At 59.6% G+C, this 23,858-nt stretch carries 24 protein-coding genes; 13 read left to right on the plus strand and 11 right to left on the minus strand.

Annotated elements, in window-relative coordinates:
- Positions 1 to 4: 4 nt before the first annotated feature.
- Positions 5 to 814, minus strand: coding sequence for an exodeoxyribonuclease III (gene xth, locus IG616_RS08570; RefSeq protein WP_192147735.1), 810 nt, complete (start codon positions 812 to 814; stop codon positions 5 to 7).
- A 315-nt stretch (positions 815 to 1,129) separates the two neighbouring features.
- Between xth and IG616_RS08575 the strand changes: the two genes are divergently transcribed.
- Positions 1,130 to 1,861, plus strand: a complete 732-nt coding sequence (locus tag IG616_RS08575) for a GH25 family lysozyme (RefSeq protein WP_192147736.1) — start codon at positions 1,130 to 1,132, stop codon at positions 1,859 to 1,861.
- A 4-nt stretch (positions 1,862 to 1,865) separates the two neighbouring features.
- Here IG616_RS08575 and IG616_RS08580 read toward each other — a convergent pair whose 3' ends face one another.
- A complete protein-coding gene (locus IG616_RS08580) occupies positions 1,866 to 2,363 on the minus strand; it encodes a MarR family winged helix-turn-helix transcriptional regulator (protein WP_192147737.1) in 498 nt (165 codons plus the stop codon).
- A gap of 79 nt (positions 2,364 to 2,442) precedes the next feature.
- On the opposite strand from IG616_RS08580, the gene IG616_RS08585 reads away from it, so the two are divergent.
- The gene (locus IG616_RS08585; protein ID WP_192147738.1) at positions 2,443 to 3,327 is read left to right on the plus strand and encodes an EamA family transporter; all 885 of its coding nucleotides are present in this window, start codon (positions 2,443 to 2,445) and stop codon (positions 3,325 to 3,327) included.
- 28 nt (positions 3,328 to 3,355) lie between these two features.
- On the opposite strand, the gene IG616_RS08590 is transcribed toward IG616_RS08585, so the two are convergent.
- Positions 3,356 to 3,895 carry a CAP domain-containing protein gene (locus IG616_RS08590; protein WP_343072353.1) on the minus strand — a complete coding sequence of 180 codons (540 nt, stop codon included), beginning with the start codon at positions 3,893 to 3,895 and terminating at the stop codon, positions 3,356 to 3,358.
- A 207-nt stretch (positions 3,896 to 4,102) separates the two neighbouring features.
- On the opposite strand from IG616_RS08590, the gene IG616_RS08595 reads away from it, so the two are divergent.
- Positions 4,103 to 4,906: a response regulator gene (locus tag IG616_RS08595; protein ID WP_192147739.1), complete on the plus strand. Its 804-nt coding sequence runs from the start codon at positions 4,103 to 4,105 to the stop codon at positions 4,904 to 4,906.
- A gap of 97 nt (positions 4,907 to 5,003) precedes the next feature.
- On the opposite strand, the gene ccrA is transcribed toward IG616_RS08595, so the two are convergent.
- On the minus strand, positions 5,004 to 6,299 hold the full coding sequence (ccrA, locus tag IG616_RS08600) for a crotonyl-CoA carboxylase/reductase (protein ID WP_192147740.1): 1,296 nt from the start codon (positions 6,297 to 6,299) through the stop codon (positions 5,004 to 5,006).
- 319 nt (positions 6,300 to 6,618) lie between these two features.
- Between ccrA and IG616_RS08605 the strand changes: the two genes are divergently transcribed.
- The 3 genes from IG616_RS08605 (at position 6,619) to IG616_RS08615 (ending at position 11,745) form a co-directional block, all read left to right on the plus strand.
- Complete coding sequence (locus IG616_RS08605; RefSeq protein WP_192147741.1) at positions 6,619 to 8,616, plus strand: protein meaA; 1,998 nt, start codon at positions 6,619 to 6,621, stop codon at positions 8,614 to 8,616.
- A 563-nt stretch (positions 8,617 to 9,179) separates the two neighbouring features.
- Entirely contained in the window at positions 9,180 to 10,595 is a 1,416-nt protein-coding gene (locus tag IG616_RS08610) for a methyl-accepting chemotaxis protein (protein WP_192147742.1), read from the plus strand.
- Between the two features lie 97 nt (positions 10,596 to 10,692).
- Positions 10,693 to 11,745, plus strand: a complete 1,053-nt coding sequence (locus IG616_RS08615; protein ID WP_192147743.1) for a MaoC/PaaZ C-terminal domain-containing protein — start codon at positions 10,693 to 10,695, stop codon at positions 11,743 to 11,745.
- Between the two features lie 43 nt (positions 11,746 to 11,788).
- Here IG616_RS08615 and IG616_RS08620 read toward each other — a convergent pair whose 3' ends face one another.
- Entirely contained in the window at positions 11,789 to 12,247 is a 459-nt protein-coding gene (locus IG616_RS08620; protein WP_343072354.1) for a cupin domain-containing protein, read from the minus strand.
- On the minus strand, positions 12,244 to 13,026 hold the full coding sequence (gene gloB, locus IG616_RS08625; RefSeq protein WP_192147744.1) for a hydroxyacylglutathione hydrolase: 783 nt from the start codon (positions 13,024 to 13,026) through the stop codon (positions 12,244 to 12,246). Before gloB ends, IG616_RS08620 begins: the two co-directional genes overlap by 4 nt.
- Before the next feature lie 132 nt (positions 13,027 to 13,158).
- Here gloB and IG616_RS08630 point away from each other — a divergent pair, with 132 nt between their 5' ends.
- A complete protein-coding gene (locus IG616_RS08630) occupies positions 13,159 to 13,929 on the plus strand; it encodes a class I SAM-dependent methyltransferase (protein ID WP_192147745.1) in 771 nt (256 codons plus the stop codon).
- On the opposite strand, the gene metW is transcribed toward IG616_RS08630, so the two are convergent.
- Together metW and metX are read right to left on the minus strand one after the other, a co-directional pair.
- Positions 13,926 to 14,558 (minus strand): methionine biosynthesis protein MetW, encoded by a 633-nt coding sequence (gene metW / locus IG616_RS08635; protein WP_192147746.1) that lies wholly within the window; start codon positions 14,556 to 14,558, stop codon positions 13,926 to 13,928. The genes IG616_RS08630 and metW overlap by 4 nt on opposite strands.
- Position 14,559: 1 nt before the next feature.
- The gene (metX, locus tag IG616_RS08640) at positions 14,560 to 15,759 is read right to left on the minus strand and encodes a homoserine O-acetyltransferase MetX (RefSeq protein ID WP_192147747.1); all 1,200 of its coding nucleotides are present in this window, start codon (positions 15,757 to 15,759) and stop codon (positions 14,560 to 14,562) included.
- A gap of 246 nt (positions 15,760 to 16,005) precedes the next feature.
- On the opposite strand from metX, the gene IG616_RS08645 reads away from it, so the two are divergent.
- From IG616_RS08645 to IG616_RS08655, 3 genes are read left to right on the plus strand one after another with little or no spacing between them, the layout of a single operon-like run.
- Positions 16,006 to 16,872 carry a chorismate mutase gene (locus IG616_RS08645; RefSeq protein ID WP_192147748.1) on the plus strand — a complete coding sequence of 289 codons (867 nt, stop codon included), beginning with the start codon at positions 16,006 to 16,008 and terminating at the stop codon, positions 16,870 to 16,872.
- A 5-nt stretch (positions 16,873 to 16,877) separates the two neighbouring features.
- Positions 16,878 to 18,005 (plus strand): histidinol-phosphate transaminase, encoded by a 1,128-nt coding sequence (hisC, locus tag IG616_RS08650; protein WP_192147749.1) that lies wholly within the window; start codon positions 16,878 to 16,880, stop codon positions 18,003 to 18,005.
- A 29-nt stretch (positions 18,006 to 18,034) separates the two neighbouring features.
- The gene (locus IG616_RS08655; protein ID WP_192147750.1) at positions 18,035 to 18,958 is read left to right on the plus strand and encodes a prephenate/arogenate dehydrogenase family protein; all 924 of its coding nucleotides are present in this window, start codon (positions 18,035 to 18,037) and stop codon (positions 18,956 to 18,958) included.
- A 21-nt stretch (positions 18,959 to 18,979) separates the two neighbouring features.
- Here the strand turns inward: IG616_RS08655 and IG616_RS08660 are convergent, their stop codons facing one another.
- Positions 18,980 to 20,152: a hypothetical protein gene (locus IG616_RS08660; RefSeq protein WP_192147751.1), complete on the minus strand. Its 1,173-nt coding sequence runs from the start codon at positions 20,150 to 20,152 to the stop codon at positions 18,980 to 18,982.
- Positions 20,153 to 20,299: 147 nt separating this feature from the next.
- A complete protein-coding gene (locus tag IG616_RS08665; protein WP_425504165.1) occupies positions 20,300 to 21,217 on the minus strand; it encodes a polyprenyl synthetase family protein in 918 nt (305 codons plus the stop codon).
- A 231-nt stretch (positions 21,218 to 21,448) separates the two neighbouring features.
- On the opposite strand from IG616_RS08665, the gene mtgA reads away from it, so the two are divergent.
- From mtgA to IG616_RS08680, 3 genes are all read left to right on the plus strand, one after another.
- Positions 21,449 to 22,171: a monofunctional biosynthetic peptidoglycan transglycosylase gene (gene mtgA, locus IG616_RS08670; RefSeq protein WP_192147752.1), complete on the plus strand. Its 723-nt coding sequence runs from the start codon at positions 21,449 to 21,451 to the stop codon at positions 22,169 to 22,171.
- Between the two features lie 180 nt (positions 22,172 to 22,351).
- Positions 22,352 to 22,537 carry a 50S ribosomal protein L32 gene (rpmF, locus tag IG616_RS08675; protein WP_073014583.1) on the plus strand — a complete coding sequence of 62 codons (186 nt, stop codon included), beginning with the start codon at positions 22,352 to 22,354 and terminating at the stop codon, positions 22,535 to 22,537.
- Positions 22,538 to 22,694: 157 nt separating this feature from the next.
- A complete protein-coding gene (locus IG616_RS08680; RefSeq protein WP_192147753.1) occupies positions 22,695 to 23,111 on the plus strand; it encodes a hypothetical protein in 417 nt (138 codons plus the stop codon).
- A 13-nt stretch (positions 23,112 to 23,124) separates the two neighbouring features.
- On the opposite strand, the gene IG616_RS08685 is transcribed toward IG616_RS08680, so the two are convergent.
- The gene (locus IG616_RS08685; RefSeq protein WP_216863300.1) at positions 23,125 to 23,766 is read right to left on the minus strand and encodes a septation protein A; all 642 of its coding nucleotides are present in this window, start codon (positions 23,764 to 23,766) and stop codon (positions 23,125 to 23,127) included.
- Positions 23,767 to 23,858: the final 92 nt, after the last annotated feature.

Here is a 23,858-nt window from a genome sequence, read left to right on the forward strand (position 1 = left end):
TTGATCAGGCCTCGAAAACCGCGATGACAGGCGCGTGGTCCGACGGCTTTTCCCAACCGCGGGCGTCGCGGAGAACACGGGTGCCCTTAATGTGCCCATCCAGCGCCTGAGAGACCCAGACATGGTCCAGGCGGCGGCCTTTGTCCGCTGCGGACCAGTCCTTGGCACGGTAGCTCCACCAGGTGTAGAGCTTGTCATCGAGTGGGGTGAAGCGCCGCATGGCGTCGATCCACTTGCCCGTAGTGCGGACATCCTCAAACAGTTCGCATTCGAGAGGGGTGTGGCTGACAACCTTGAGCAAGGCCTTGTGAGACCAGACATCGTGCTCATAAGGCGCGACGTTCAGATCACCAACGAGCACCGCTGCCTTGTCCGTTTCGGTTCCCTGAAGCCAGTTTTTCATCTCAGCGAAGAAATCCAGCTTGTGGCCGAACTTCGGATTGATCTCCCTGTCCGGCTCATCACCGCCTGCAGGGACGTAGAAATTATGCAGGCGCAGCGGAGACCCGTTGAAGGCGATGTCTGCAGCAAGGTGACGGGAGTCGCCCATGTCGCAAAAGCCGCGTTTTTCGACGTTTGCCAGCGGACGGCGCGAGACGGTCGCGACTCCATGGTAACCCTTCTGGCCGTTGATCTCGATGTGCTCATATCCGGCCTTGCGGAAGGCATTGAAGGGGAAGTTCGCGTCCGGGCATTTGGTTTCCTGCAGGCACAGGACGTCGGGGGCGATCTCTTCCAGAAACTTTTCCACGATCGGCATCCTGAGACGCACCGAGTTGATGTTCCAGGTGGCAAGGGTCAGGCGGTCGGTCATGGAGTCTCGCGATGGTCTGGAGTGGGTGAGCGCAGGGCGGGCAACAGGTAACAAGTCTTAGGCTGTTTGTTTGCGCCTTTCCAGACCCCCTTTGCCGGGAAAGGCAAAGACGATGGGGTCTCGATAAATTTTCCGGAAACAAAGGGTCCGTGCCAGCCCACTGGCGATAAAGGGCTTTTTCAAACGGTGCTTGTGGAGAGATGCTTAATGCTCTTCACCTTTTCGCGATCTGCATGAGATCTGCACCATCCGTTAAGAAATTTTCGACAATTTGAGCCATCTTTTGCGCGTTCCGTTAACCCGGCGAGTGTGGTTGTGTTTGAAGTTCTGCGTCAGTTTTGCGCCTTTGCCAGTCTCTTGTTTCTCTCCTCTTGTTCGGTCTACGAGTTTCCGGACCCAACACCGGAGGACTATGCCATTCACGGGATCGACGTGTCGAAATGGCAGGGCGACATTGACTGGCATGCTGCGAAAAAGGGTGGCGTTCACTTTGCCTGGATCAAGGCAACCGAGGGCGGCGACCACTATGACGACCGCTTCCTGACCAACTGGACCAATGCCCGTGCGGCGGGCGTTCCACGCGGTGCCTATCACTTCTATTATTTCTGCCGCCCGGTGGAAGAGCAGATCGCCTGGGTGAAGCAGATCGTGCCGGTTGATCCGACGGCCCTGCCCTTGGTGCTGGACATGGAGTGGAATGGCCACTCCAAGATCTGCCGCGACCGTCCGGACAAGGACGTGATCCTGCGCGACATGCGCCATTTCCTGGATGAAATGGAAAAGCATTACGGCAAGCGCCCGGTGATTTACTCCTCAGTCGACTTCCACCGTGACCGCATGGTCGGTGAATTGAAGAACGAGGAATTCTGGCTGCGGTCCGTCGCCGCCCATCCGACCCGCGCCTATATCGGCCGGGATGACTGGGTCTTCTGGCAGTATACAGCCGAAGGGCGCGTGCGGGGCGTCAAGGGCAATGTCGACCGGAACACTTTCTATGGGACAAAGTCCCAGTTCCGGAAATGGTTGCGGGGCGAACGGTCGCGCTGACGGATCAGTCCTGCCCCGTTCCTTCGAACTGCGCGAGAAACCGGGTCATGATGGCGTCGAGGGCGTTAAAATCCTCGCTGCTCAACCCTTCGACCAGCTTCTTCTGCGTGGCGCAATGGTCCGCAAGAGCTGCGTCGATCAGCTCAAATCCCCCCGGTGTCAGCTGGATGTCAATGCTGCGCCCGTCCTCCGGGTTTTTCCGGCGCTCGACAAGTCCTGCCTTTTCAAGCTGATCGATCCGGTTTGTCATGGTGCCTGAGGTGACCATCGTCGTGCTCATCAAGGCGCCTGGTGATAGCCGGTAAGGCGGTCCGGAACGCCGGAGCGTTGCCAGCATGTCAAAATTTGCTGCGTTCAGGCCATGGGAAGCGAAGGTCTTTTCCATTTCCCGGCTGAGATGCGCTCTGATCCGGCCAAGGCGTCCGATCAGGGCCATGGGACGTGTGTCGAGGTCCGGCCGTTCCCGGCGCCATTGCTCAATGATTTTATCGACGTGATCCATAAGGGGATGATGGAAGGAAAATATCTTGACGTCAAGATTTATCGATTTATCTTGAGGTCAAGATAAATGAGGTTTCGAAATGTCCCGTACGGCGCTTCTCATGATGACTGCCGCAGCCCCTGCGGTCTGGGGCAGTTCCTATATCGTCGCCACCAGCTTCCTGCCGGGGACAGACCCGGTCATGGTGTCCTTGCTGCGGGCGCTGCCGCCGGGTCTCCTGCTCCTTGCCCTCACCCGGCAACTGCCCGGCGGCATATGGATCCCGCGGGTTCTGATCCTTGGGGCGCTGAACTTCTCATTCTTCTGGAGCTTCCTGTTTCTGGCGGCTTACCGTCTGCCCGGCGGTGTGGCGGCAACCGTGGGCGCCATACAGCCTCTCATCGTGGTCATTCTGGCCCGGCTGGTTCTTGGCGGAGAGTTGAAACCGCTCTCCGTTGGGGCCGCGGTTCTGGGGACCGGAGGTGTCGGGTTGCTTGTTCTGGGGCCTTCCGCAACACTTGACCCCCTGGGCATCGCAGCGGGGTTTGCCGGGGCATTGTCAATGGCCCTGGGATCTGTGCTGACGCGCAAATGGCAGCCGCCGGTCTCGCCATTGTCCTTCACGGCCTGGCAACTCACGGCAGGAGGTCTTTTGCTTGTGCCAATTGCACTTGTATCCGGCGCGGCTCTCCCGCCCCTCACCACCGGAACGGCCCTCGGCATCGCCTATCTCGGGCTGATCGGGGCAGCGGTGACCTATATCTTCTGGTTCAGGGGCATTGCGCTGCTCGGGCCGCAAACGGTTGCCCCGCTTGGCTTTCTCAGCCCGGTCACCGCGGTTTTCCTTGGCTGGGTTATTCTCGGGCAGGCGCTTACACCAGCTCAGATAGCTGGTGCGGCAATCGTTCTGATCAGTGTCTGGCTGGGACAGCGCGCGCAGCGTCCTTCGCCGACTCTGCCAAGAGGCCGGGCTGCCGCAGCTTGACGGTTGCGGCACCTGCCTTCACGAAGATCTAGGGCTTGGGAGCCGCAACAATCAGCGACCAGAACACCTTGTGCTTGGCCGTTGACGAATAGGCGGTCGCCAGACCGAAGCGGGTGCCGGTTTTGTCCAGCATGACCGCATTGTGCTTTGGGGATTCCCGCCAGCCTGAGAAAGCTTCGGCCAGGGTCCGGTAGCCGCCGCTGACGTTTTCGACGGCGGCAGTGCCCGGCTCGCCGATAGAGGCCATCCGGGCGGTCAGCTTCTGGTCTGCACCGAGAGATGCCGAAACGGACCCGGCTTTGGCCATGGCAACTGCTTGCGACTTGGCAATGGCGGTCAGTTCCGGATCAGGCGTCAACGGGCCGAGGCCATTGTTCTTCCGGTAAAGGGACAGCATCGAGGCGGCGGATTGCTGATCGATGGAGGCGTCAGGCCGCGCCATGGAGTTATAGAAGCTGGGCCGGGAGGGTTTGGTCTCTGTACAGCCGCTCAACAAGGCTGCCGTGATCAGGCAACCTGCGATGACTGGGACAGTGCGGGACATCAAAGGATGAAAAACGCGAATCACGCGGGCGGCCTCCGGAAAGAATTGGTCAGGCATCGCGAGGGATCGCAGCAAAATTGCGGCAAAACCAGCGCATGGCACCAATCCATGTGTATAGCCGGAAAGATGGCACTCAAGAACCACGGCAGGTCTGCCATTTGTTGAAGTAAATTTTAAGTCTCGTGTGATGTTGTCGACCCCACGCTTGGAAGCAGAGGTGCCGGTCATACAATGCTGGACGAAGCAGACGTACCTATCCGTGTCATCATTGCGGATGACTCAACGACGGTTTGCAAATTTGTAGAGCGCGCCCTCAAACTCACTGGCAGGAATTTTGATATCTGTTTTGCCCATGACGGGCATCAGGCCGTTTTGCTTCTCAGCAAACAGCCATTTGATATTGCATTCCTCGACATCAATATGCCTCAGCTCAACGGCATTGAGGTCATGGCGGCGATCCATGTTATGGGGGCCAAGACCTTTGCGGTTTCCATGTCCGACCGTCTGTCTGACGCGGCACAGGAAAAGCTCAAGAGCTTTGGAGCCTATGATTATCTGAGCAAGCCCTTCAACAACGGCCAGGTGCGGCAACTCATTGAAACTTATGAAGCAATCCGCATGTCCTATCCGGTGCTTGTGGTGGACGATTCTGCCACGGTCCGCCGGATTGTCATGAAGGTGCTGCAGAAAAGTATATTCGATTTGCAGGTGGACGAGGCCGTGGATGGTCCGAGCGCCATCGATGCGGTGAAAAAGAGGCCTTACCGGCTGGTTTTCTCGGACTTCAACATGCCGAACATGAACGGCATAGAACTGGCCGAAAAGCTGGCGGCCTATACCGCCGGATCGGACGTGGTGCTTATGTCGACAGAGATGAGCGAGTTGCTGGACAAGGCCGCCCAGCGGGTCGGCGCCAAGGCCTTCCTGCGCAAACCGTTCTATTCAGCAGACGTGGATACGATCCTGCATCATCTGTTCGGATTGAAGCACTCCTCCTTTTCCAAGCAGGTGCGAATGTTCGCCATGAGTGAATAGCCCCGTCGGACCGGTTCCTTGCGAAACCGGTCCAGTGGGGCATGTCCGCAGCGCGGGATATCCCGGCCCGGACATCTGGGAGCTTACATGTTCCAGATCAGCGCTTGGACGCGTCCAGAACGTCTTCGAAAGTTCGAAGGCCCGAGACCGGCGAGTTGACCAGAACGGCCATGTTGCCCGGCGCATGCTGGTTCTTCCACATCTTGGTGTGGGCCTTTGGGATCTGATCCCAAGGGAAGACTTCCGACATGCACGGGTCTATCCGGCGTTCGATCATCAGCTTGTTGGCGGCGGCTGCCTGTTTCAGATGAGCGAAGTGAGAGCCCTGAATGCGTTTCTGATGCATCCAGACATAGCGGGCATCAAAGGTGATGTTGAACCCGGTGGTTCCTGCGCAGAACGCAACCATGCCACCGCGTTTGACCACGAAGGTCGAGACCGGGAAGGTCGCCTCTCCCGGGTGCTCGAACACCATATCAACGTTGACGCCCTTGCCGGTGATGTCCCAGATGGCCTTGCCGAACTTGCGGACTTCGTTGAACCAGGCCTTGTATTCTTCGGAATTGACCTTCGGAAGCTGACCCCAGCAGGTGAAGTCCTTGCGGTTGATCACGCCTTTCGCGCCAAGGCTCATGACGAAGTCGCGCTTGTCTTCCTCAGAAATCACGCCGATGGCGTTGGCGCCGGCTGCGGCACAGAGCTGGACCGCGAAAACCCCAAGACCGCCAGATGCGCCCCAGACCAGAACATTGTCGCCCGGACGCAGAATGTGCGGCCGGTGGCCGAACAGCATCCGGTAGGCGGTGGCCAGCGTCAGCGTGTAGCAGGCGCTTTCTTCCCAGGTCAGATGTTGCGGCCGCGGCATCAGCTGGCGGGCCTGAACCCGGCAGAACTGAGAGAACGAGCCGTCCGGCGTCTCATAGCCCCAGATCCGCTGGGAGGGAGAGAACATCGGATCGCCGCCGTTGCATTCCTCATCGTCGCCGTCGTCCTGGTTACAGTGGATGACGACTTCGTCACCGACCTTCCAGCGCTTGACCTTGGAACCGACGGCCCAGACGATGCCCGAGGCATCGGAACCCGCTATGTGGTAAGGCTGCTTGTGCACGTCAAAAACGGAAATCGGCTCGCCAAGTCCGGCCCAGATGCCGTTGTAGTTGACGCCCGCCGCCATCACGAGGACCAGAACTTCGTCGTCGCCGATCTCCCATGTTGGCACTACCTCCAGTTGCATGGCCTCTTCCGGCGGACCATGCCGCTCCCTGCGGATGGCCCAGGCATACATGCTCTTGGGAACATGACCGAGAGGGGGAATTTCGCCCAATTCGTAGAGGTCTTTCATCGGAGCGGTCTCCGCTGTCCGGTTATCGTTGGCCTCGGCCGCTGACGTCATTTCGTGCTCCTCCCGATGTACTGGACCGGTGCATTTTCCGTCCTGACCGGCCGCAGCGCTTTGTTTTGCAACGCAAAATTATAAAGGCCGCCGAAACGGCATTCACATCGTCTCTGCGCAACTATCCTGCTGAAAGAGGCGAAAATCTATACGACTATTGCTTATATTGCGTTTTTGACCAAGCGGCATTTTGCATTGCATATAAAAAGGCTTTTCAGGCCTTGGAGAAAACGGCATGGTTTCCGGTGAAGGAAACCAGAGGCGGGAAGCAACGCGGCACTGGTCGCGCTTCCGGTCTTTGCGAGGAGGGAGCAGACTGATGACGACGCCGGATAAGCCGAAGGCTGAGCGGGACCGCCCGTGGATCTTCCGTACCTATGCGGGCCATTCGACGGCGTCAGAGTCCAACAGGCTCTACCGGACCAATCTGGCCAAGGGCCAGACCGGCCTTTCCGTTGCCTTCGATCTGCCAACCCAGACCGGCTACGATCCGGATGATCTGCTCGCCCGGGGCGAAGTCGGTAAGGTCGGCGTGCCGGTGGCGCATCTGGGTGACATGCGCGCGCTGTTTCACGAGATCCCCCTGGAGCGCATGAACACCTCCATGACGATCAACGCGACAGCTCCCTGGTTGCTGGCGCTTTATGCTGCCGCAGCCGATGAGCAGGGCGCTGACCGGAAGCTTTTGAGCGGCACGACACAGAACGACATCATCAAGGAATATCTGTCCCGCGGGACCTATGTCTTCCCGCCCGCGCCGTCGCTGAAGCTGACAACGGATGTGATCGCCTGGACATATTCCAATATGCCCAAGTGGAACCCGATGAATGTCTGCTCCTATCATCTGCAGGAAGCAGGCGCGACACCGGTTCAGGAGCTCTCTTATGCCTTGGCGACGGCCATCGCGATTCTGGACAGTCTGAAGGCGAGCGGAGCCATTCCCGAGGCTGACTTCCCTGTTGCGGTGGGCCGGATTTCCTTCTTCGTCAACGCGGGCATGCGCTTCATCACCGAGATGTGCAAGATGCGCGCGTTCACCGAACTCTGGGACGAGATCTGCCGGGAGCGCTACGGCGTCGAGGACGAGAAATACCGCCGTTTCCGCTACGGGGTTCAGGTGAATTCCCTTGGCCTCACCGAACCGCAGCCGGAGAACAACGTCTACCGGATCCTGATCGAGATGCTGGCGGTGGTTTTGTCCAAGAATGCCCGCGCCCGCGCGGTGCAGCTTCCGGCGTGGAACGAGGCGCTGGGCCTGCCACGGCCGTTTGATCAGCAATGGTCCCTGCGTATGCAGCAGATCGTGGCCTATGAGACGGACCTTCTGGACTATGCAGATATCTTCGACGGCTCATCGGAAATTACCCGCAAGGTGGAAGAGCTGAAGATCGAGGCGCGTGAAGAGCTTGCCCGGATCGATGCCATGGGCGGCGCTGTTGCGGCGGTTGAATCCAGCTACATGAAACGCAAGCTGGTGGAGTCCAATTCTGCCCGTCTCGCCGCCATCGAGGCCGGTGAACAGATTGTGGTCGGCGTGAACAAATGGACGGAAAGCGAACCCTCTCCCCTCGCCGGAGGCGAGGACGGCGGCATCCTGACCGTTTCTGAACATGTTGAGGGCGAGGCTGTCGAGAAAGTGAAGGCCTGGCGCGAGGCGCGGGATCAGGCTGCGGTCGACGCGGCTCTTGCGGATTTGCGGCAGGCGGCCAGCGAAGGCCGGAATATCATGGAGCCGTCGATTGCCGCTGCAAAGGCCGGCGTGACGACGGGCGAATGGGGCCGCACTCTGCGCGAGGTCTTTGGAGAATACCGTGCGCCGACTGGGGTCGGCCAGTCGGTTCGCGATGATGCAGGAGATCTGTCTTCCGTCCGCGAGGCGGTCGAGGCCGTGTCCGGAACGCTTGGGCGGCGGCTGAAATTCCTGGTCGGAAAACCCGGCCTCGATGGTCATTCGAACGGGGCCGAGCAGATCGCCGTGCGCGCCCGCGACTGTGGCATGGAAGTGGTCTACGAGGGGATCCGCCTCACTCCGGCGCAGATCGTCAATGCGGCGCTGGAAGAGGATGTCCATGTCATCGGCTTGTCGATCCTTTCCGGCTCACATCTGGCACTTGTCCGCGATGTGATGGACCGCCTGAGGGCTTCCGGCCTGACGGATGTGCCTGTCGTCGTCGGAGGAATCATTCCCGATGAAGACGCGGCCAGCCTCAAGGCCATCGGTGTTGCTGCTGTTTACACCCCGAAGGACTTCCAGCTCACGGACATCATGGCTGATGTGGTGCGGATTGTTGCCGCTGGAGCTGAAAAGGCAGCTTGACTAGGGTGTGGACCCATAAATTTGAAGGTAATGGCGCGTCAACTGGCACCGAAAGGCGAGGCGAGTGGCGAAAAGCGGGCTTTATGCCCGGTTGAGACGCTCAACGCCGCCTTTCACAGCCAGTTGCGCGTCCGGCATGGATTTGGCGAATTCGTCCGGCTACAGCGTTGCAAGACTTTGAAAGCCATAAGGCTTCCTGCAGCCTTGCGCCTTGTATCCAAACCAATTCGCTCAAACCATTGCCTTCAAATTTATGAGTCCACACCCGAATACGTAGAATTCTCGATGTGATTTCTTCCGTAGGGAAAAGACTTGCCAAACATAGAGACTACTGATTGGTTTATTTTGGTATCTATGCAATTTCCCGTAAATTCATCCCGCATTGCAATATAAATTTCTATGGGAAGCTATCTGACCGGGTGTGATACTAAGGTCCGTATCGTACATGCTGTCCCCTGAACTATTGTTAGTGGATTCTCAATATGTCTGGCGGACTGTTGTCTGATCATTTACTGAGAGAATTGCAAATGTTCAGGGAAGTATCGGTTCCGGGAGGCAGTTTGATGTCACAGACCGAGGATCATCCCCCGGCGGGGTCCTCCTCCTCTGTCTTGGAGGCTATGGGCTCCATAGGCACGAATCTCAGCCGGATCAGTTTGGATGTGGCCGTTTCAGCCGATGACGTTCAATCGATCTCCGGCATCTTCACCAGTAACGTTCAGGATTTCTCGGAGCTGGTTGATCGATTTGCGGACCTTGAAAAGGCGACGCTCGATATCTCAGCCCAGATTGCAGAAGCTGAGACGATTTCCAATCATGCGCAGACCGAGATTGGCGGCTCGCAGACGACGATTGAAGCGGCTCGCAGGGAAATTGCGGAGTTGCTGGAAGCTGTTCGGGCCGGTGAAGAGCGTATGGCGAAGCTCAGTTCGGTGCTGGGGAAGGTCGGGACGATCACAAGCACGATCAACAACATCGCCCGGCAAACAAATCTCCTGGCACTGAATGCGTCGATTGAGGCCGCCCGTGCCGGCGATGCGGGACGCGGGTTTCTGGTGGTTGCCAACGAGGTCAAGGAGCTTGCCCAATCGACCGCTTCCGCAACTTCTGAAATCGAAACCTCGCTGACCGAAATCAAGTCAGGGTTCGATCTCCTCTCCGAGACCAGCAGGCAGACCGGGGAAACAGCGGACAAGGTCCAGACGCATGCGTCGACCTTTGGGGAAATTCTGCAGAAGGTTTCCCATGACATTCAGGTAATTGGAGCCACTACTTCGGCGATTGACCATAAGATGGGCGAGGTCCGGGAAACCTCACAGCAATTCCGGGAGACGTCCGTCACGGTATCCTCCAGCCTGACACAGTCCAGCACGAGGCTTTCCGAAATTTCCAGAACGATGCGCCGGGTGTCTGATGATACGGACGCGTTCGTGCTGTTCACGGCCACTTGCGGGGCCAACAAGAGTGAAGCTGCCATCATTGAAAAAGCAGCAGAGGCGGCAAAGCGGGTTTCCGATATGTTCGCGCAGGCCATTGCCAGCGGGGAGCTCTCCGAAGCGGACCTGTTCGACCGGAAACACACCCTGATTCAGGGCAGCAATCCGCCTCAGTATCTTGCCCGGTTCTCAAAATTCAACGACACCCATGTCTCACCCCTGATTGAGGAAATTGTTGCCAGCGATCCAAGGATCGCATGGTGTGCCTCAATCGACGATACGGCGTATGTCTCGACCAATACCCGTGCTGTCTCCAAGCCGCAGGGCAAGGACGTGGCCTGGAACATCGCGAACTGCCGCAATCACAGGTATTTCGATGACAGGACCGGCATGCGTTCTGCCAAGAATACTGAGCCGCTGCTGCTTCAGACCTACCAACGTGACATGGGGGGCGGGAAGCTCGTTCCCATGAAGGACATCAGCGCCCCAATTTTCGTGCGGGGCCGTCATTGGGGCGGATTCCGGATCGGCTACACGCCATAGGGGATTTTCTCCGGCAGGCTTCCCCTTTCGTCTCCCTTGCCTTTGTGCGGTGCAACCTGCTTAATCAGGGAAACTGGCCGCGCGTGGGAGTGAAGGTGTGAGCAAGACCAATCCGGGTAATTTCTTCGAGGATTTCTTTGTCGGCCAGCTGATCCGGCATGCGACACCGCGCACCGTGACGGTGGGGGATGTGGCGCTTTACACGGCGCTTTATGGCACCCGCTTTGCGGTTCAATCCTCTGACGCGCTTGCCTGGGGCTTGGGGTACGATCAGGCCCCGGTGGACGATCTGCTTGTTTTCCATATCGTCTTTGGCAAGACAGTGCCGGAAATCTCCTTAAATGCCGTTGCCAATCTGGGCTACGCGGGGGGGCGCTTCCTGGCCCCGGTCTATCCGGGCGATACGCTTTCCGCCGTCTCCGAGGTAATCGGCAAGAAGGAGAACTCCAACGGCAAGACGGGCGTCGTCTACGTCCGTTCCACCGGCTACAAGGCCGATGGCACCGAGGTGCTGGACTATGTGCGCTGGGTGATGGTCAACAAGCGGGATCCCCAGTCCCCGGCTCCTGAAGCCCTTGTTCCCGAGCTGCCCTCTGTCATTGACCCGATGGCGCTGGGCAATGCGGTGCCCATGCTGGAAACGGAATATTGGGACAATGATCTGGCCGGATCGCCTTACCGGTTTGCCGACTACGCCAAGGGCGAGAAGATCGATCACGTCGATGGCATGACGGTGGAAGACGCCGAGCACATGATGGCGACGCGTCTTTATCAGAACACGGCCAAGGTTCATTTCAATCAGTATACCGAGGGCAAAGGCCGGTTCGGCAAGCGGCTGATCTATGGCGGGCATGTGATTTCTCTGGCCCGGTCCCTGTCCTTCAACGGGCTTGGTAGCGCCTTCCATATCGCTGGGATCAACGGCGGCCGCCACGTGGCGCCACTGTTTGCGGGTGATACCGTCTTTGCCTGGTCGGAGGTGCTGGACACGGCGGAAATCGAGGGCCGTCCAGACATTGGCGCCCTGCGCCTGCGTCTCGTTGCCACGAAGAACCGCCCCTGCGTGGATTTCCCGCTCAAGGATGATCTTGGGAACTATGCCGAGAACGTCATTCTCGATTTCGACTATTGGGCCGTTCTGCCGAAATAGTCGGAAGACCTTGCCCGGCTTTTGGAAAAGGGCCGGAACCGGGCTATTGCTGGCCCTGCTCCCAGCCCGGTTCCCAACCTTCTGGGGCCATCTCGAACCCTTCAAACTGAAAGCCCGGGGCGACGGTGCAGCCGACGAGAGTCCAGGCGCCGAGAGACCGCGCCTGCTGCCAGCCGTCCCGCGGGACGATCCCCTGAGGCCGCTCGCCATTCAGAATGTCCGGGCCAAGCCGGATGATCTCCTTACTCTCGCCATCCGGGCTGATTGACAGTTCCAGCGGGCTGCCGACGTACCAATGCCAGGTCTCGACCGCATCCACCTTGTGCCAGCGGGAGAGTTCGCCCTCTGTCAGCAGGAAATAGATGGCAGTGGAGGCCGCCCGTCCGTTCCCGTCCGTCTTCTCATCGCGGAATGTCTCGGCATAATAGCCACCCTCAGGGTGTGGCTGCATGCCGAGTTCCGCAATGATGGCGGCGGATTCACGTGAAACCGGGCGGGTCACGCGTTGTCCTTGCGCTTGCGGATTTCAGCGAAGACTTCCGCATCGCTTGCGTCTTCGAGACCCAGGGTCTTGCGGATCGCCGGACTGCCGGGGCGCAGGAAAGGATTGGTGAGCAGTTCTTCCGCGATAGTGGTCGGCAAAGTCGGCTTGCCCTCGGCCCGCAAGGCTTCCACTTCCTTCACACGGTCCTGAAGATCCTCGTTGTCAGGCTCAAGGGTCAGCGCAAAGCGGGCGTTGGAAGCCGTGTATTCGTGGCCGCAGAAGATGGCCGTTTCTTCCGGAAGCTTGGAGATCAGCCGGGACAGGGATGCCCACATCATTTCCATGTCGCCCTCGAACACACGTCCGCAACCGAGCGAGAACAGGGTGTCCCCGGTGTGGGCGATTTTCAGTTCCGGAAAATACCAGGAAATCTGATCCAGTGTATGACCGGGCGTTGCAATCGCCTCCACCCGCAGCGGGCCGGAGAGGGTGTGGTCGCCGTCCTCAACGAAGGCGTCCAAGCCGCCGATCTTGAGCCGTGACTTCTCGGGCCCCGTCACGCGGGCACCCGTCGCCGTCTTCAGTTCCGACAGCCCCTGAACGTGATCCCAATGGTGATGGGTGATCAGAATATCTGTCAGTTTCCAGCCGGTTTCTTCCAGAACCGCGAGATAGGGCGCTGCATCCGGAACGTCGATCGCAATTGTCTTGCCGCTTTCCGGGTCGTGGATAATCAGGCCGAAATTGTCGGAAAGGCAGGGAAACTGGCGGATTTGGACATTCGGTGCGGATGGCATGCTTTCGTTCGTCCTCATATAATCGCCAAAGTGGCGTCAGCTTCGCAAAGCTTCTCCAAGAGGGCAAGTGGCAATGGCTTGCGCATGGCCCCGGATCAAGGTTCAATCACCCGGCCCCTTTGCGGATGGATCATGTTTCTCGACGTTGCAGACCTTAGAACTTTCTATGACTTACCGGTAGGGCGCTTGTTGCGTGTTCTAATCGGGGGGCGCATCCGTACCATCTGGCCGGATCTGAACGGACAACGGTTGCTGGGTATCGGCTATGCCGGCCCGTTCATGCGTCCCTATCTCGGCAGTGCCGAACGCTGCATTGCCGCCATGCCCGCCGAGCAAGGTGCGGTTGGCTGGCCGCGCGAAACGGACAATGCAGCGGTCATGGTCAACGAGATGGATCTGCCCTTCTCCGATGCCAGTGTGGACCGGGTGATGGTCGTGCATGCGCTAGATCATGCTGCCGATCCTGCTGCCATCCTGCGCGAAGCATGGCGGGTTCTGGTGCCCGGCGGGCGCCTGATTGCCGTGGTGCCGAACAGACGCGGCCTGTGGTCCCAGTCGGAAGCCTCCCCTTTTGGTTATGGGCGGCCCTATTCCGGCGGTCAGCTGCGCGATCTTCTGCGCAATTGCCAGTTCGATGTGCTTCAGCAGGATGCAGCGCTATACCTTCCGCCAACGCGGGCGCCGTTCATCTTGCGCTCGGCGCGAACCTGGGAGGGCATCGGACGGCGCATGTGGCCGGCCTTTGCCGGGGTTCTGATCGTGGAGGCGGAAAAGCGGGTTTACCGGGGAGTTCCGGTGGAACAGGCGCGGGGTTTGCGGGTGCTCAAGCCCCTGTTCATCCCGGAAGGGGCTGCCGCGGGTATGAAGCCGATCCGCAGAACCCGGGGCCAGACACCGGTTTAGCGGCGCAGAAGGAAGACCGCCTGCTCCGCCAGGATGTTCCAGACCCACCAGGGCGCGTTGACCGGGATCTCGTTGCCCTGCCCGCTCAGTGCCACCGCTGTTTCCACGGTGGCATTCAGCTCCTTGGTCAGTTCGACAAAGTCGCGCAGGGAGCAGAAGTGGATGTTGGGCGTATCGTACCACTCATAGGGCAGATACTTGGTCACCGGCATGCGCCCGCGTAAAAGCAGCTGCATGCGGTTGCGCCAATAGGCGAAATTCGGGATCGAGATGATCACTTGCTGGCCGATCCGCAGCAGTTGTTCCACGACCCCTTTCGGATCGCGGGTCGCCTGCAGCGTCTGGCTCATGATCACCACGTCAAAGGCATCGTCCGGATAATCGGACAGGTCGGTGTCCGCGTCGCCCTGGATCACGGACAGGCCGCGCGCCACGCATTTGTTCACACCGTCCTGGGACAGCTCGATGCCGCGGCCATCCACATTGCGCTCATGCGTCAGCAGGGTCAGCAGTGCGCCGTCCTCGCAGCCGATGTCCAGAACGCGTGCGCCCTGGGGCACAAGGCCTGCAACGACCCGGTGGTCACCCCGGACGATGGGGCCGTTGGGATTGGCTGGCAGGGAGATCATCTCAGTTGCTGCCTCCAGGAACAGGAATGCCGCGGGCGATGGCCGATCCGGTGATGAAGCCCCGGATGGTGGAATACATCTCGGGCACATCGAGCAGGAAGGAATCGTGGCCACGGTCGCAGTCGATTTCGACGAAAGACACGTTGGCTGCCGCTGCGTTCAGCGCCTTGACGACTGCCCGGCTTTCCGACGTTGGGAACAGCCAGTCGGAAGTGAAGGACATGATGCAGAAGCGGGTCCGGCTGCCTTTGAACGCATTGGCGAGAGAGCCGCCGAATTGTCCCGCAAGATCGAAATAGTCCATCGCGCGGGTGACATAGAGATAGGAATTGGCGTCGAAGCGGTCGACGAAAGTCATCCCCTGATGGCGCAGATAGCTCTCGATCTGGAAATCCGCGTCGAACCCGAATGTCAGTGTTTCCCGGTCCTGCAGGTTCCGCCCGAACTTCTGATGCAGGGACTCATCCGACATATAGGTGATATGCGCTGCCATGCGTGCAACGGCCAGGCCTTTGGTCGGCCGGGTGCCCGCGGAAATATAGCTCCCGCCTTCCCACATCGGGTCGGCCATGATTGCCTGCCGGCCAACCTCGTGGAACGCGATGTTCTGGGACGAGTGGCGCGCGCCGGTGGCAATCGGAACGGCAGCAAAGACCCGCTCCGGGTAGCTCGCAGCCCATTGCAGCACCTGCATGCCGCCCATGGAGCCGCCGACCACTGCGAAAAGCGTGTCGATGCCCAGCTTGTCGATCAGACGGGCCTGCGCCCGGACCATATCGCGGATGGTAACGACGGGCATTTCCAGCGCATAGGGTTTGCCCGTCGCCGGATTGGTCGTCGCAGGTCCTGTCGTGCCCAGGCAGCCGCCAAGAACATTGGAACAGATGACAAAGTAGTGATTGGTGTCGATCGGGCAGCCGGGGCCGACCATACGGGTCCACCAGCCGGACTTCCCGGTGATCGGATTGGTGGAGGCGACATATTGATCGCCCGTCAGCGCGTGGCAGATCAAAACCGCGTTGGACTTGCCGGCATTCAATGTGCCGTAGGTCTCATATGCGATCTGCCAGGGGGCAAGGCTTGTCCCGGCGTCCAGCTCCAGCGGCTCGTCTGCGCTGAAAACCTGCAGTTTGCTGCTCGGCGTGTCCGCTTCCCGAAGGGACAGCTGTACGGTTTCGGTCTCGGAGGTCTCGTTGGTCATGTCCGGTGTCGCGGATCACTCTTGAACGGTTTCATCTCCGGTGCCGGCATCTGCCGCCCGGTGCTGCTCCCCATCGCCCGTTTTGGCCGGTCAGGGAACCATGCACCTAGGGGCGCCAACGCCCGGGTGTCAATGATTTCTTTTGCCTTTGGTCTCTGCCCTGCCTATGAGTAGGCTCCACAAAATCACCTTCGGCCCCGTTTCACGGATGGCTGTTTCACGGACAAGAGGTTCACGGGACACGACATGACAAAGACGAGCAATCGCCCTGCGTCCCTGGACGGGCTGCGTCTGCGAATTGATGAAATCGATGCGCAACTGCATGAGCTCCTGATGGAGCGGGCCCAGATCAGCACCGGCATTGCCGCCGCGAAGCGCGCTGCCGGGATGGATGGGGTTCTGATCCGGCCGGACCGGGAAGCCGAACTGCTGCGCCAGCTGGTCGAGCGGCACGAGGGCGTTCTGCCGCTGATCACCATCGAGCATATCTGGCGCACGATCATCACGGCCTCGGCGCAGATACAGGGTGGCTTCCGCCTGCATCTTGATGGCAGCGCGGATCTTGCGGATATGCTGGATCTTGCAAGACTGAACTATGGTTTCGAGCCGGAGATCCTCGCGGGCAATGATGCGGCTGATGTCGTCGGCGCAGTAGCTGCGTCGGCTGGTGATCTGGGGCTGGTCGCTCTTGAAGACCGTTCGGAATTGCCCTGGTGGCGCGGGCTGAGTGCGGATGGCGCTCAGATCATTGCCCGTCTTCCGTTCCTGATCCTTGATGGCCGTCCTGGAGATATGCCTGCGCTGGTGCTGTCGCGCGCCCTTTCGGAAGACGTTCAGTGCGATACGAAGGTTTATGACGCGCGCTGGAGTGGTGTTCTCCCTGGGGATCTGATGAGCCACGGCGTAGAGGTCATCAGTTTTCACCGGTCAGCGAGTGGTGTTGACGCACTGCTTGCAGTTACGGCCGAGTTGAGCGAAGAGGAAATTCTCAAAGCTTGCGAGGAAGCGGGTGCCGAGCCGGATGTTTTGAGGAATGTCGGTGGCTATAGTGCGCCGATTGATGTTGAAGGCGATGCGGACGACGATTTCGAACCCGCCGCAGCCGAAGGATGACCTTGATGAGTGACGCTACTGCAAAGACTGCCCAGAATGGTTCTGCAAACCGGCCGCAGCCGCGCCCGGGTGTGATGGATATTGCCGCCTATGTGCCGGGCAAGTCCAAGGGAACCCACGGCGTCACCCTGCATAAGCTGTCGTCCAACGAGACACCGCTTGGCGCAAGCCCCAAGGCCAAGGAAGCCTATGCGGAAGTCGCCAAGGCGCTGGAACTTTATCCGGATGGATCTTCCTCCGAGCTCCGCAATGCCATTGCCGAAGTCTATGGCATCAATCCTGACCGGGTCATCTGCGGAGCCGGATCGGACGAAATCCTGAGCATGGTCACCAACGCCTATATGGGCCCCGGTGACGAAGGCATCTACAGCGCACACGGATTCCTCGTTTACGAGATCGCCATTCGTGCGGCGGGCGGTGTGCCGGTTCCGGTTCCGGAACAGAACCTGACCACGGATGTGGACGCAATCCTGGGTGCGGTGACCGGGCGCACCAAGATGGTTTTCCTTGCGAACCCGAACAATCCGACCGGCACCTATATTCCGTTTGAGGAAGTGCGCCGCCTGCACGCCGGTCTTCCCTCCAATGTTGTTCTGGTGCTGGACGCGGCCTATGCCGAATATGTCCGCCGCAACGACTATGAGAGCGGGATGGAGCTGGCTGCGACGGCGGAAAACGTCCTCATGACCCGCACCTTCTCCAAGATCTATGGCCTTGCCAATCTGCGCCTCGGCTGGGGCTTTGGTCCTGCACACATGATCGACGCGATGAACCGCATCCGTGGCCCGTTCAACGTCAGCGGCCCGGCCATGGCTGCCGGTATCGCGGCCGTCAAGGACAAGGCTTTCGTGGAAGCTGCCATCGATCACAATGACAAGTGGCTGCCCTGGGTGACCGCGGAGCTTGAAAAGCTCGGGCTTTCGGTGACGCCGAGCGTTGGCAACTTTGTCCTGATCCATTTCCCGGATCAGGATGGCAAGCGCGCCAAGGATGCGGACGCCTATCTCTCCGAGCGGGGCTGCATCGTGCGGATGGTTGGCAACTACGGCCTGCCCAACTCGCTGCGCATGTCCATTGGGTCGGAAGCCGCCAACAAGGCCTTTGTGTCCCTCATCGCCGAATTTCTCGGCTGAACCTGCACCGGAACGTACACGGAAAAACCATGGCTGACCCGCTGTTCGACCGGCTGACCCTGATCGGGATCGGCTTGATTGGGTCTTCTATCGCGCTTGCTGCCCGCCAGCATGGTCTTGCGAGAGAGATCGTTGTCTCAACCCGCTCGGAGGCGACTTTGCGCCGGGCGGAAGAGCTCAATCTTGGTGACAGCTATTATCTGGATGCGGCTCAGGCTGTTGAAGGGGCGGACCTGGTTATCCTGTGCGTGCCTGTCGGCGCAAATGAAGCGGTTGCCCGCTGGATTGCCCCTGCCCTGAAACAAGGCGCAATCCTGACGGACGTTGGCTCGACAAAGGGATCTGTGCTCCGTCAGGTCCAGCCGCATGTGCCTGAGGGCGTTCATTTCATTCCTGGACACCCGATTGCAGGCACGGAACAATCCGGGCCGGACGCTGGTTTCGCAACGCTGTTCGAAAACCGCTGGTGCATCCTGACACCGGCAGGGGATATTGATCCGGCTGCGATCGAAAAACTAAGCACCTTCTGGCGGGCCTGCGGTTCCAATGTGGATACCATGGATGCCGATCATCACGATCTGGTTCTGGCGATCGTGTCCCACCTGCCGCATATCATTGCCTACAACATCGTCGGCACGGCTGCGGATCTTGAAACGGTGACGAGTTCGGAAGTGATCAAATATTCCGCGTCCGGTTTCCGCGACTTCACCCGTCTTGCTGCCTCTGACCCGACCATGTGGCGGGATATCTGCCTCAGCAACAAGGATGCGATCCTGGAGATGCTGGCGCGGTTCTCGGAGGATCTGTCGGCGCTTCAGCGCGCGATCCGCTGGGGAGACGGAGACGCTTTGTTCGACCTCTTTACCCGGACGCGCGGTATCCGCCGGTCGATCATTGAGGCAGGTCAGGAAACGGATGCGCCAGACTTCGGCCGCCAGAAGAAAGCGCCCTGAAAGTCTGGAACCTGACTGTCTTCAAGCGACGGGATTTGCGGGGACGCTGACTTCAATGGACAGCGAGCTATAGACCGCAGCCGTCTGCTCCACCTGAACCGCTGTCACGGAACTGCTGCTGGCCGTGGAGGCCACGCTGTCCGGCTGCAGGGCGAACTTGTCGAGTGCATCATTGCCCTTTTGCAGATCCGACATGGCCTTCTTCATGTCGTCCTTCTGGTCCTTGTCGTCCTTTTTCATCAGGGTCTTGATCTGATCTGCCACGGCCTTGATCTCCTTGGCGATCTTGCGCAATTCGTCTGCCTGCGCACGTCGGGTCGCCGTGCCGTCATAGCCGGTGCTCGTGGCTTCTTTCTTGGTCAGGGACTTGGACGTGCTGGTGTAGGCGGCAATGACTTCGCGCACGGCGATGGTCGCGGCTATCACCTCCTGGTTCTCACCGGCTGAATTGGCGCCATCCTCACCAGAACCATCTTCATTCGCGCTCTTTTCCCCGTTGCCGTCCTCATCATTGCTTGAGTTCCGGTCAGAGGCCTTTCCTGCGAGTTCTTCAAGCTGCGCAAACCCGGCCGCCAGAACCTCCAGGTCCGCCGGATCCAGGTCATGCCCGAGAAGCGTCTCGATGGCGGCTTCCAGGCTGCCGTCTTCCTGTGCCTCCGGTGTCGCCTGAAGCACGGCGTCTGTTGACTGAATGTTCAGTGCTTCCGTCTGGCTGGCTGCGGAGATCTGGCTTGAGGCCGTCATGGCGTTCGCGCCGGTCAACTGGCCAGCGCTTCCTCCGCTGTCCGAGAGCGACTGCGCGGCAGTCTTGAACTCCTTGGTGATCTGCTTCAGTTCCCGCAGCAGGGCTTTGGCTTGCTGGGGCGTTGCGAACTTGAGGCGCTCTTTCAGCTCGGCAATACGCTTTTTGATTTTCTCGATGCTGTCCTGACGCTGGTTGTCTTTGCTGCTGTCGACGGCCTGCTTCAGCATGTTCCCGACTTCAAGGTCCTTTTCCATGTCTTTCAGGAAATCGCTGGACAGGTTCTTGAAAGGGCCATCCTCCGCAACGGACATGAGTTTTTCACCGAAGGCGCCAATCTGGCGTCCGGATCCGTCATCATCCTGACGGCTTGAGGTTTGCCGTGGTTGCGCGGCAGCATTCCGTATCTGCTGCTCGTAACGGCCAAGCGTGCTGGCTACAGCTGACAACATCACCGCCTCCTGCGGCCTGCAACCTGGGAAATCCTTTCCCAGAGATATTCAACCACTAGAGCGAGCGGATCTTAACAGCTCGTTAATTTCTGGCATTCTGCGGCAGATTCAGCGTGGCATGCGCCTTTGCCGCGGTGAAGCTCAGCGCTAGCTTTTCCGGTCTGCCACGTAAGCTGCGATGGCCGCCAGCGCAGCTGCACGTTCGCCATAGGGGGCAAGCAAGGTGCGTGCTTCGGCCATCAACTGAGCGAGTTCGGTCCGAGTCTCAGAGATGCCAAGCAGTCCGATCAGGGTTGCCTTGCCGGCCGCAGCGTCCTTGCCCGTGGCCTTGCCAACGGTCTCCGGAGTGGCTTCGACGTCCAGCAGATCATCGGCCAGCTGAAAGGCAAGGCCGATAGTCTCGCCAAAACGGGTCATCCGGGTCACGTCGTCCTCCGGTGCATCCGCGAGGATAGCACCCGCACGGCAGGCATAGCGGATCAGCGCGCCTGTCTTCATGGCCTGCAGGGTGCGGATTTCCCGTTCAGTGCGGTCCCGGTTTTCCGATTCCAGATCCAGCATCTGCCCGCCCGCCATGCCGCCTAGGCCGGAGGCACGGGCAAGTTCCCGCGACAGGCGCAGCCGGACGGCTGCGTCGGCATGAACCGCGTCTTCCGCAATCACGTCAAAGGCCATTGTCAGCAGCGCGTCGCCTGCCAGGATCGCGGTTGCCTCGTCAAAGGCCTTGTGCACCGTGGGCTGGCCGCGGCGCAGATCGTCATCGTCCATGGCGGGCAAATCGTCGTGGACCAGCGAATAGCAATGGATGAATTCAAGGGCGGCGCCTGCCAGGGCAGATCCCTTGTCGGTCTCCGTCAGGCCGCGTCCGAACAGAGCCGCAACTTCAACGACAAGAAGCGGGCGCAGGCGCTTGCCGCCGCCCAGTGCCGCATAGCGCATGGCCTGCAGCAGGCGGCTGGGGCGGGCCGTTTCCTGCTCCAGCGGATCGGGAGACAGCAGAGTTTGCAGGACGTGCTCGATCTGATCGGCCCGGACTTTCAAAAGCTGCTTGATGTCTATGGTCACGTGGGGCTCCGCAGGTTGCCATGCATGAGGAGGAGGGAAAAGGCCTGCACCTTTGCCTTCCCTGATGCCAAACAGCGCTCCGGTCAAGGCCCAGCCCCCCGTTTTCAGGGGCCGAAAGTGAAATCGGAGCCGGGAACTGGCCAATGTGCTTTGTGTCGCGCAGCATATCGGGTAAGGGAGGACAAAGGGCCGCAGACAAAGTGGGGCCGAGATTGGGGGAACTTAGCGGACATGGCCCGTGCCCGATGGCTCTTCGGCTCCTTGCGCGATGCTGGCAGCCTGCGCTTCTGGCGGAGGCTTGCCGTCCGGCTTCTGATCCTGGCGATTGTTCTTCCTGTCTTTCTGACTGTGCTCTATTCGGTCGTTCCGCCTATCAGCACCCTCATGATCGGGCGCTATGCCCAGCTGCTGTGGGTGGACCGGCAGTGGCGTCCGCTGGAGGATATTTCTCCCAATCTTGTGCGCTCTGTCATCACGTCCGAGGACAGCGGCTTCTGTACGCATGGCGGGGTCGAGTGGGAAGCGCTGCAAAAGCAGGTGGACGTTCTTCTGAATGAAGGCGAAAGCCCCCGCGGCGCCAGCACTCTGACCATGCAGACGGCGAAGAACCTGTTTCTGTGGGGTGACCGCAGCTATGTCCGCAAGGCGCTGGAAATTCCGCTGGCGATGCTTCTGGACGCGGTTCTGACCAAGCGGCGCATCATGGAGATCTATCTCAACATCGCAGAATGGGGCGAAGGGATCTTCGGTGCGGAAGCCGCGGCGCAGGCCTGGTACGGCGTTCCGGCAAAGGACTTGACCCGCGAACAGGCCGCCCGGCTCGCCACGGCCCTGCCAAATCCGCTTGGGCGGAACCCTGCAAAACCCTCGTCTGGGCACCGCAGGCTTGCAGCGACGAACCTTTCCAGAGTAAACAAGGCCGGGCCGATTTTCGGCTGCGTTCTGGATAAGTGACAATCAGCTGCTGGGGCCGCTAGAGCGGTCTTCTGGCGGGGGCAAGAAAATTTGCTCTTTGGGCTGGCAAATCCTGTGCGTTGCCTGTATAACCCCGCCCATTCCAACACGCTGCGTGATGCCACGCCCCGGGCTTTCCCGGTCCGGGCCGCGCGACTATGGACCACGGAGAAGAACAAAATGGCCGTTCCGAAGAGAAAAACCTCGCGCATGAAGCGCGGTTTTCGCCGTTCTACGGACGCCCTGAAGCAGCCGGCTTACGTTGAGGACAAGGATTCGGGCGAACTTCGCCGTCCGCATCACGTTGACCTGAAGAGCGGTATGTACCGGGGCCGTCAGATCCTTGCTGTCAAGGACGACGCCTGAGGTTCAGGGTTGCCGAATGGCAAACAGATCAAGGCCGGCCCTTTGGGGTCGGCCTTTTTCATGTCTAGATGCTGGTTGAAGACTGCCAATTGACCTCACAGGGCCTAGTTTCCCTGAAGACCGTTGCCCCAAGGCCAAATCCCCGGAGGGAAATCCCATGCGTTTCATCCTGTCGCTGCCGCTCACTCTGATCCCGCTGATCGCCTACAACGTGATTGTGTTTGGGAGCGGGGCAGACGCACCGGCCTGGCAAGAACAGGTATTCGCGGTTCAGATGGTGTCGGGCGCCCAGTTTCAGCTTTTGCTGGGGGATGTGCTTCTGACCTTCGCGCTGGTTCTGCTGTTTGCGGAAATGCTGAAGGCGACGCGCACGGGCTCTGCTGCCCTGATGGACCACATCCTGTCCATGCTGGTGTTCGTGGCCTATCTGGTGGAATTTCTGATCGCCGCACCAGCGGCAACCTCCATCTTCTTCATCCTGATGGTTATCGCCTTGATCGATGTGATCGCAGGCTTTTCGATCACCATCTCCGGCGCCCGCCGGGATGTGGCCTTCGGTCACGACGACCGTTGATGGCAGCTGAAAGTCAGTCTTCCTTGGCTTCGTCCATGAGGGCGTAGCGCTGAATGAGCGGAAGCTGGGTCAGGGTGAACGCCAGGGTGATCGGCATCATGCCGAAAACCTTGAAACTGACCCAGAAGTCCGTCGAGAAATTGCGCCAGACAATCTCGTTGATGGCGGCGAGAACGAAGAAGAAGATCCCCCAGCGGAAGGTCAGCTTGCGCCAGCCCTCTTCCGACAGCTTGAAGGCGCTGTCGAAGACATAACCCAGAAAAGACTTTTCGAACACCAGGCCGCCGAGCAGCACGGCGCCGAACAGGCAGTTGACGATGGTCGGCTTCAGTTTGATGAACAGGTCATCATGCAGCCAAAGTGTCAGAGCGCCGAAGACCAGAACAACCACGCCGGTCACCATCGGCATAATCGGCAGGCGGCGGGTTAGCCAGTAGGACACGGCAAGCGAGATGGTGATGGCGACCATGAAGGCGGCTGTCGCCAGAAAAATCGGTTTGCCGAGGGATTGCAGCGCCGGGAAAAGCTGGACGATCTGCTCGCCCCGGGCATTGAATAGGAAGAAGACGGCCAGCGGTCCGAGTTCCAGTGCGAGTTTGAGAAGGGGCGGGAGCTCCTTGCGGGCTGGATCGTTCGGATCGCGTTCAAATTCCATGTGCCGGATTGGCCTCTTGTCTGAGAAAAGGGACCGGTTCATTCTCTGTGCCTCAATCGAGATGACTAAAGAACTACCGGATTTGTGTATAT

This window comes from Roseibium litorale (assembly GCF_014842915.1).
GTDB lineage: Bacteria > Pseudomonadota > Alphaproteobacteria > Rhizobiales > Stappiaceae > Roseibium > Roseibium litorale.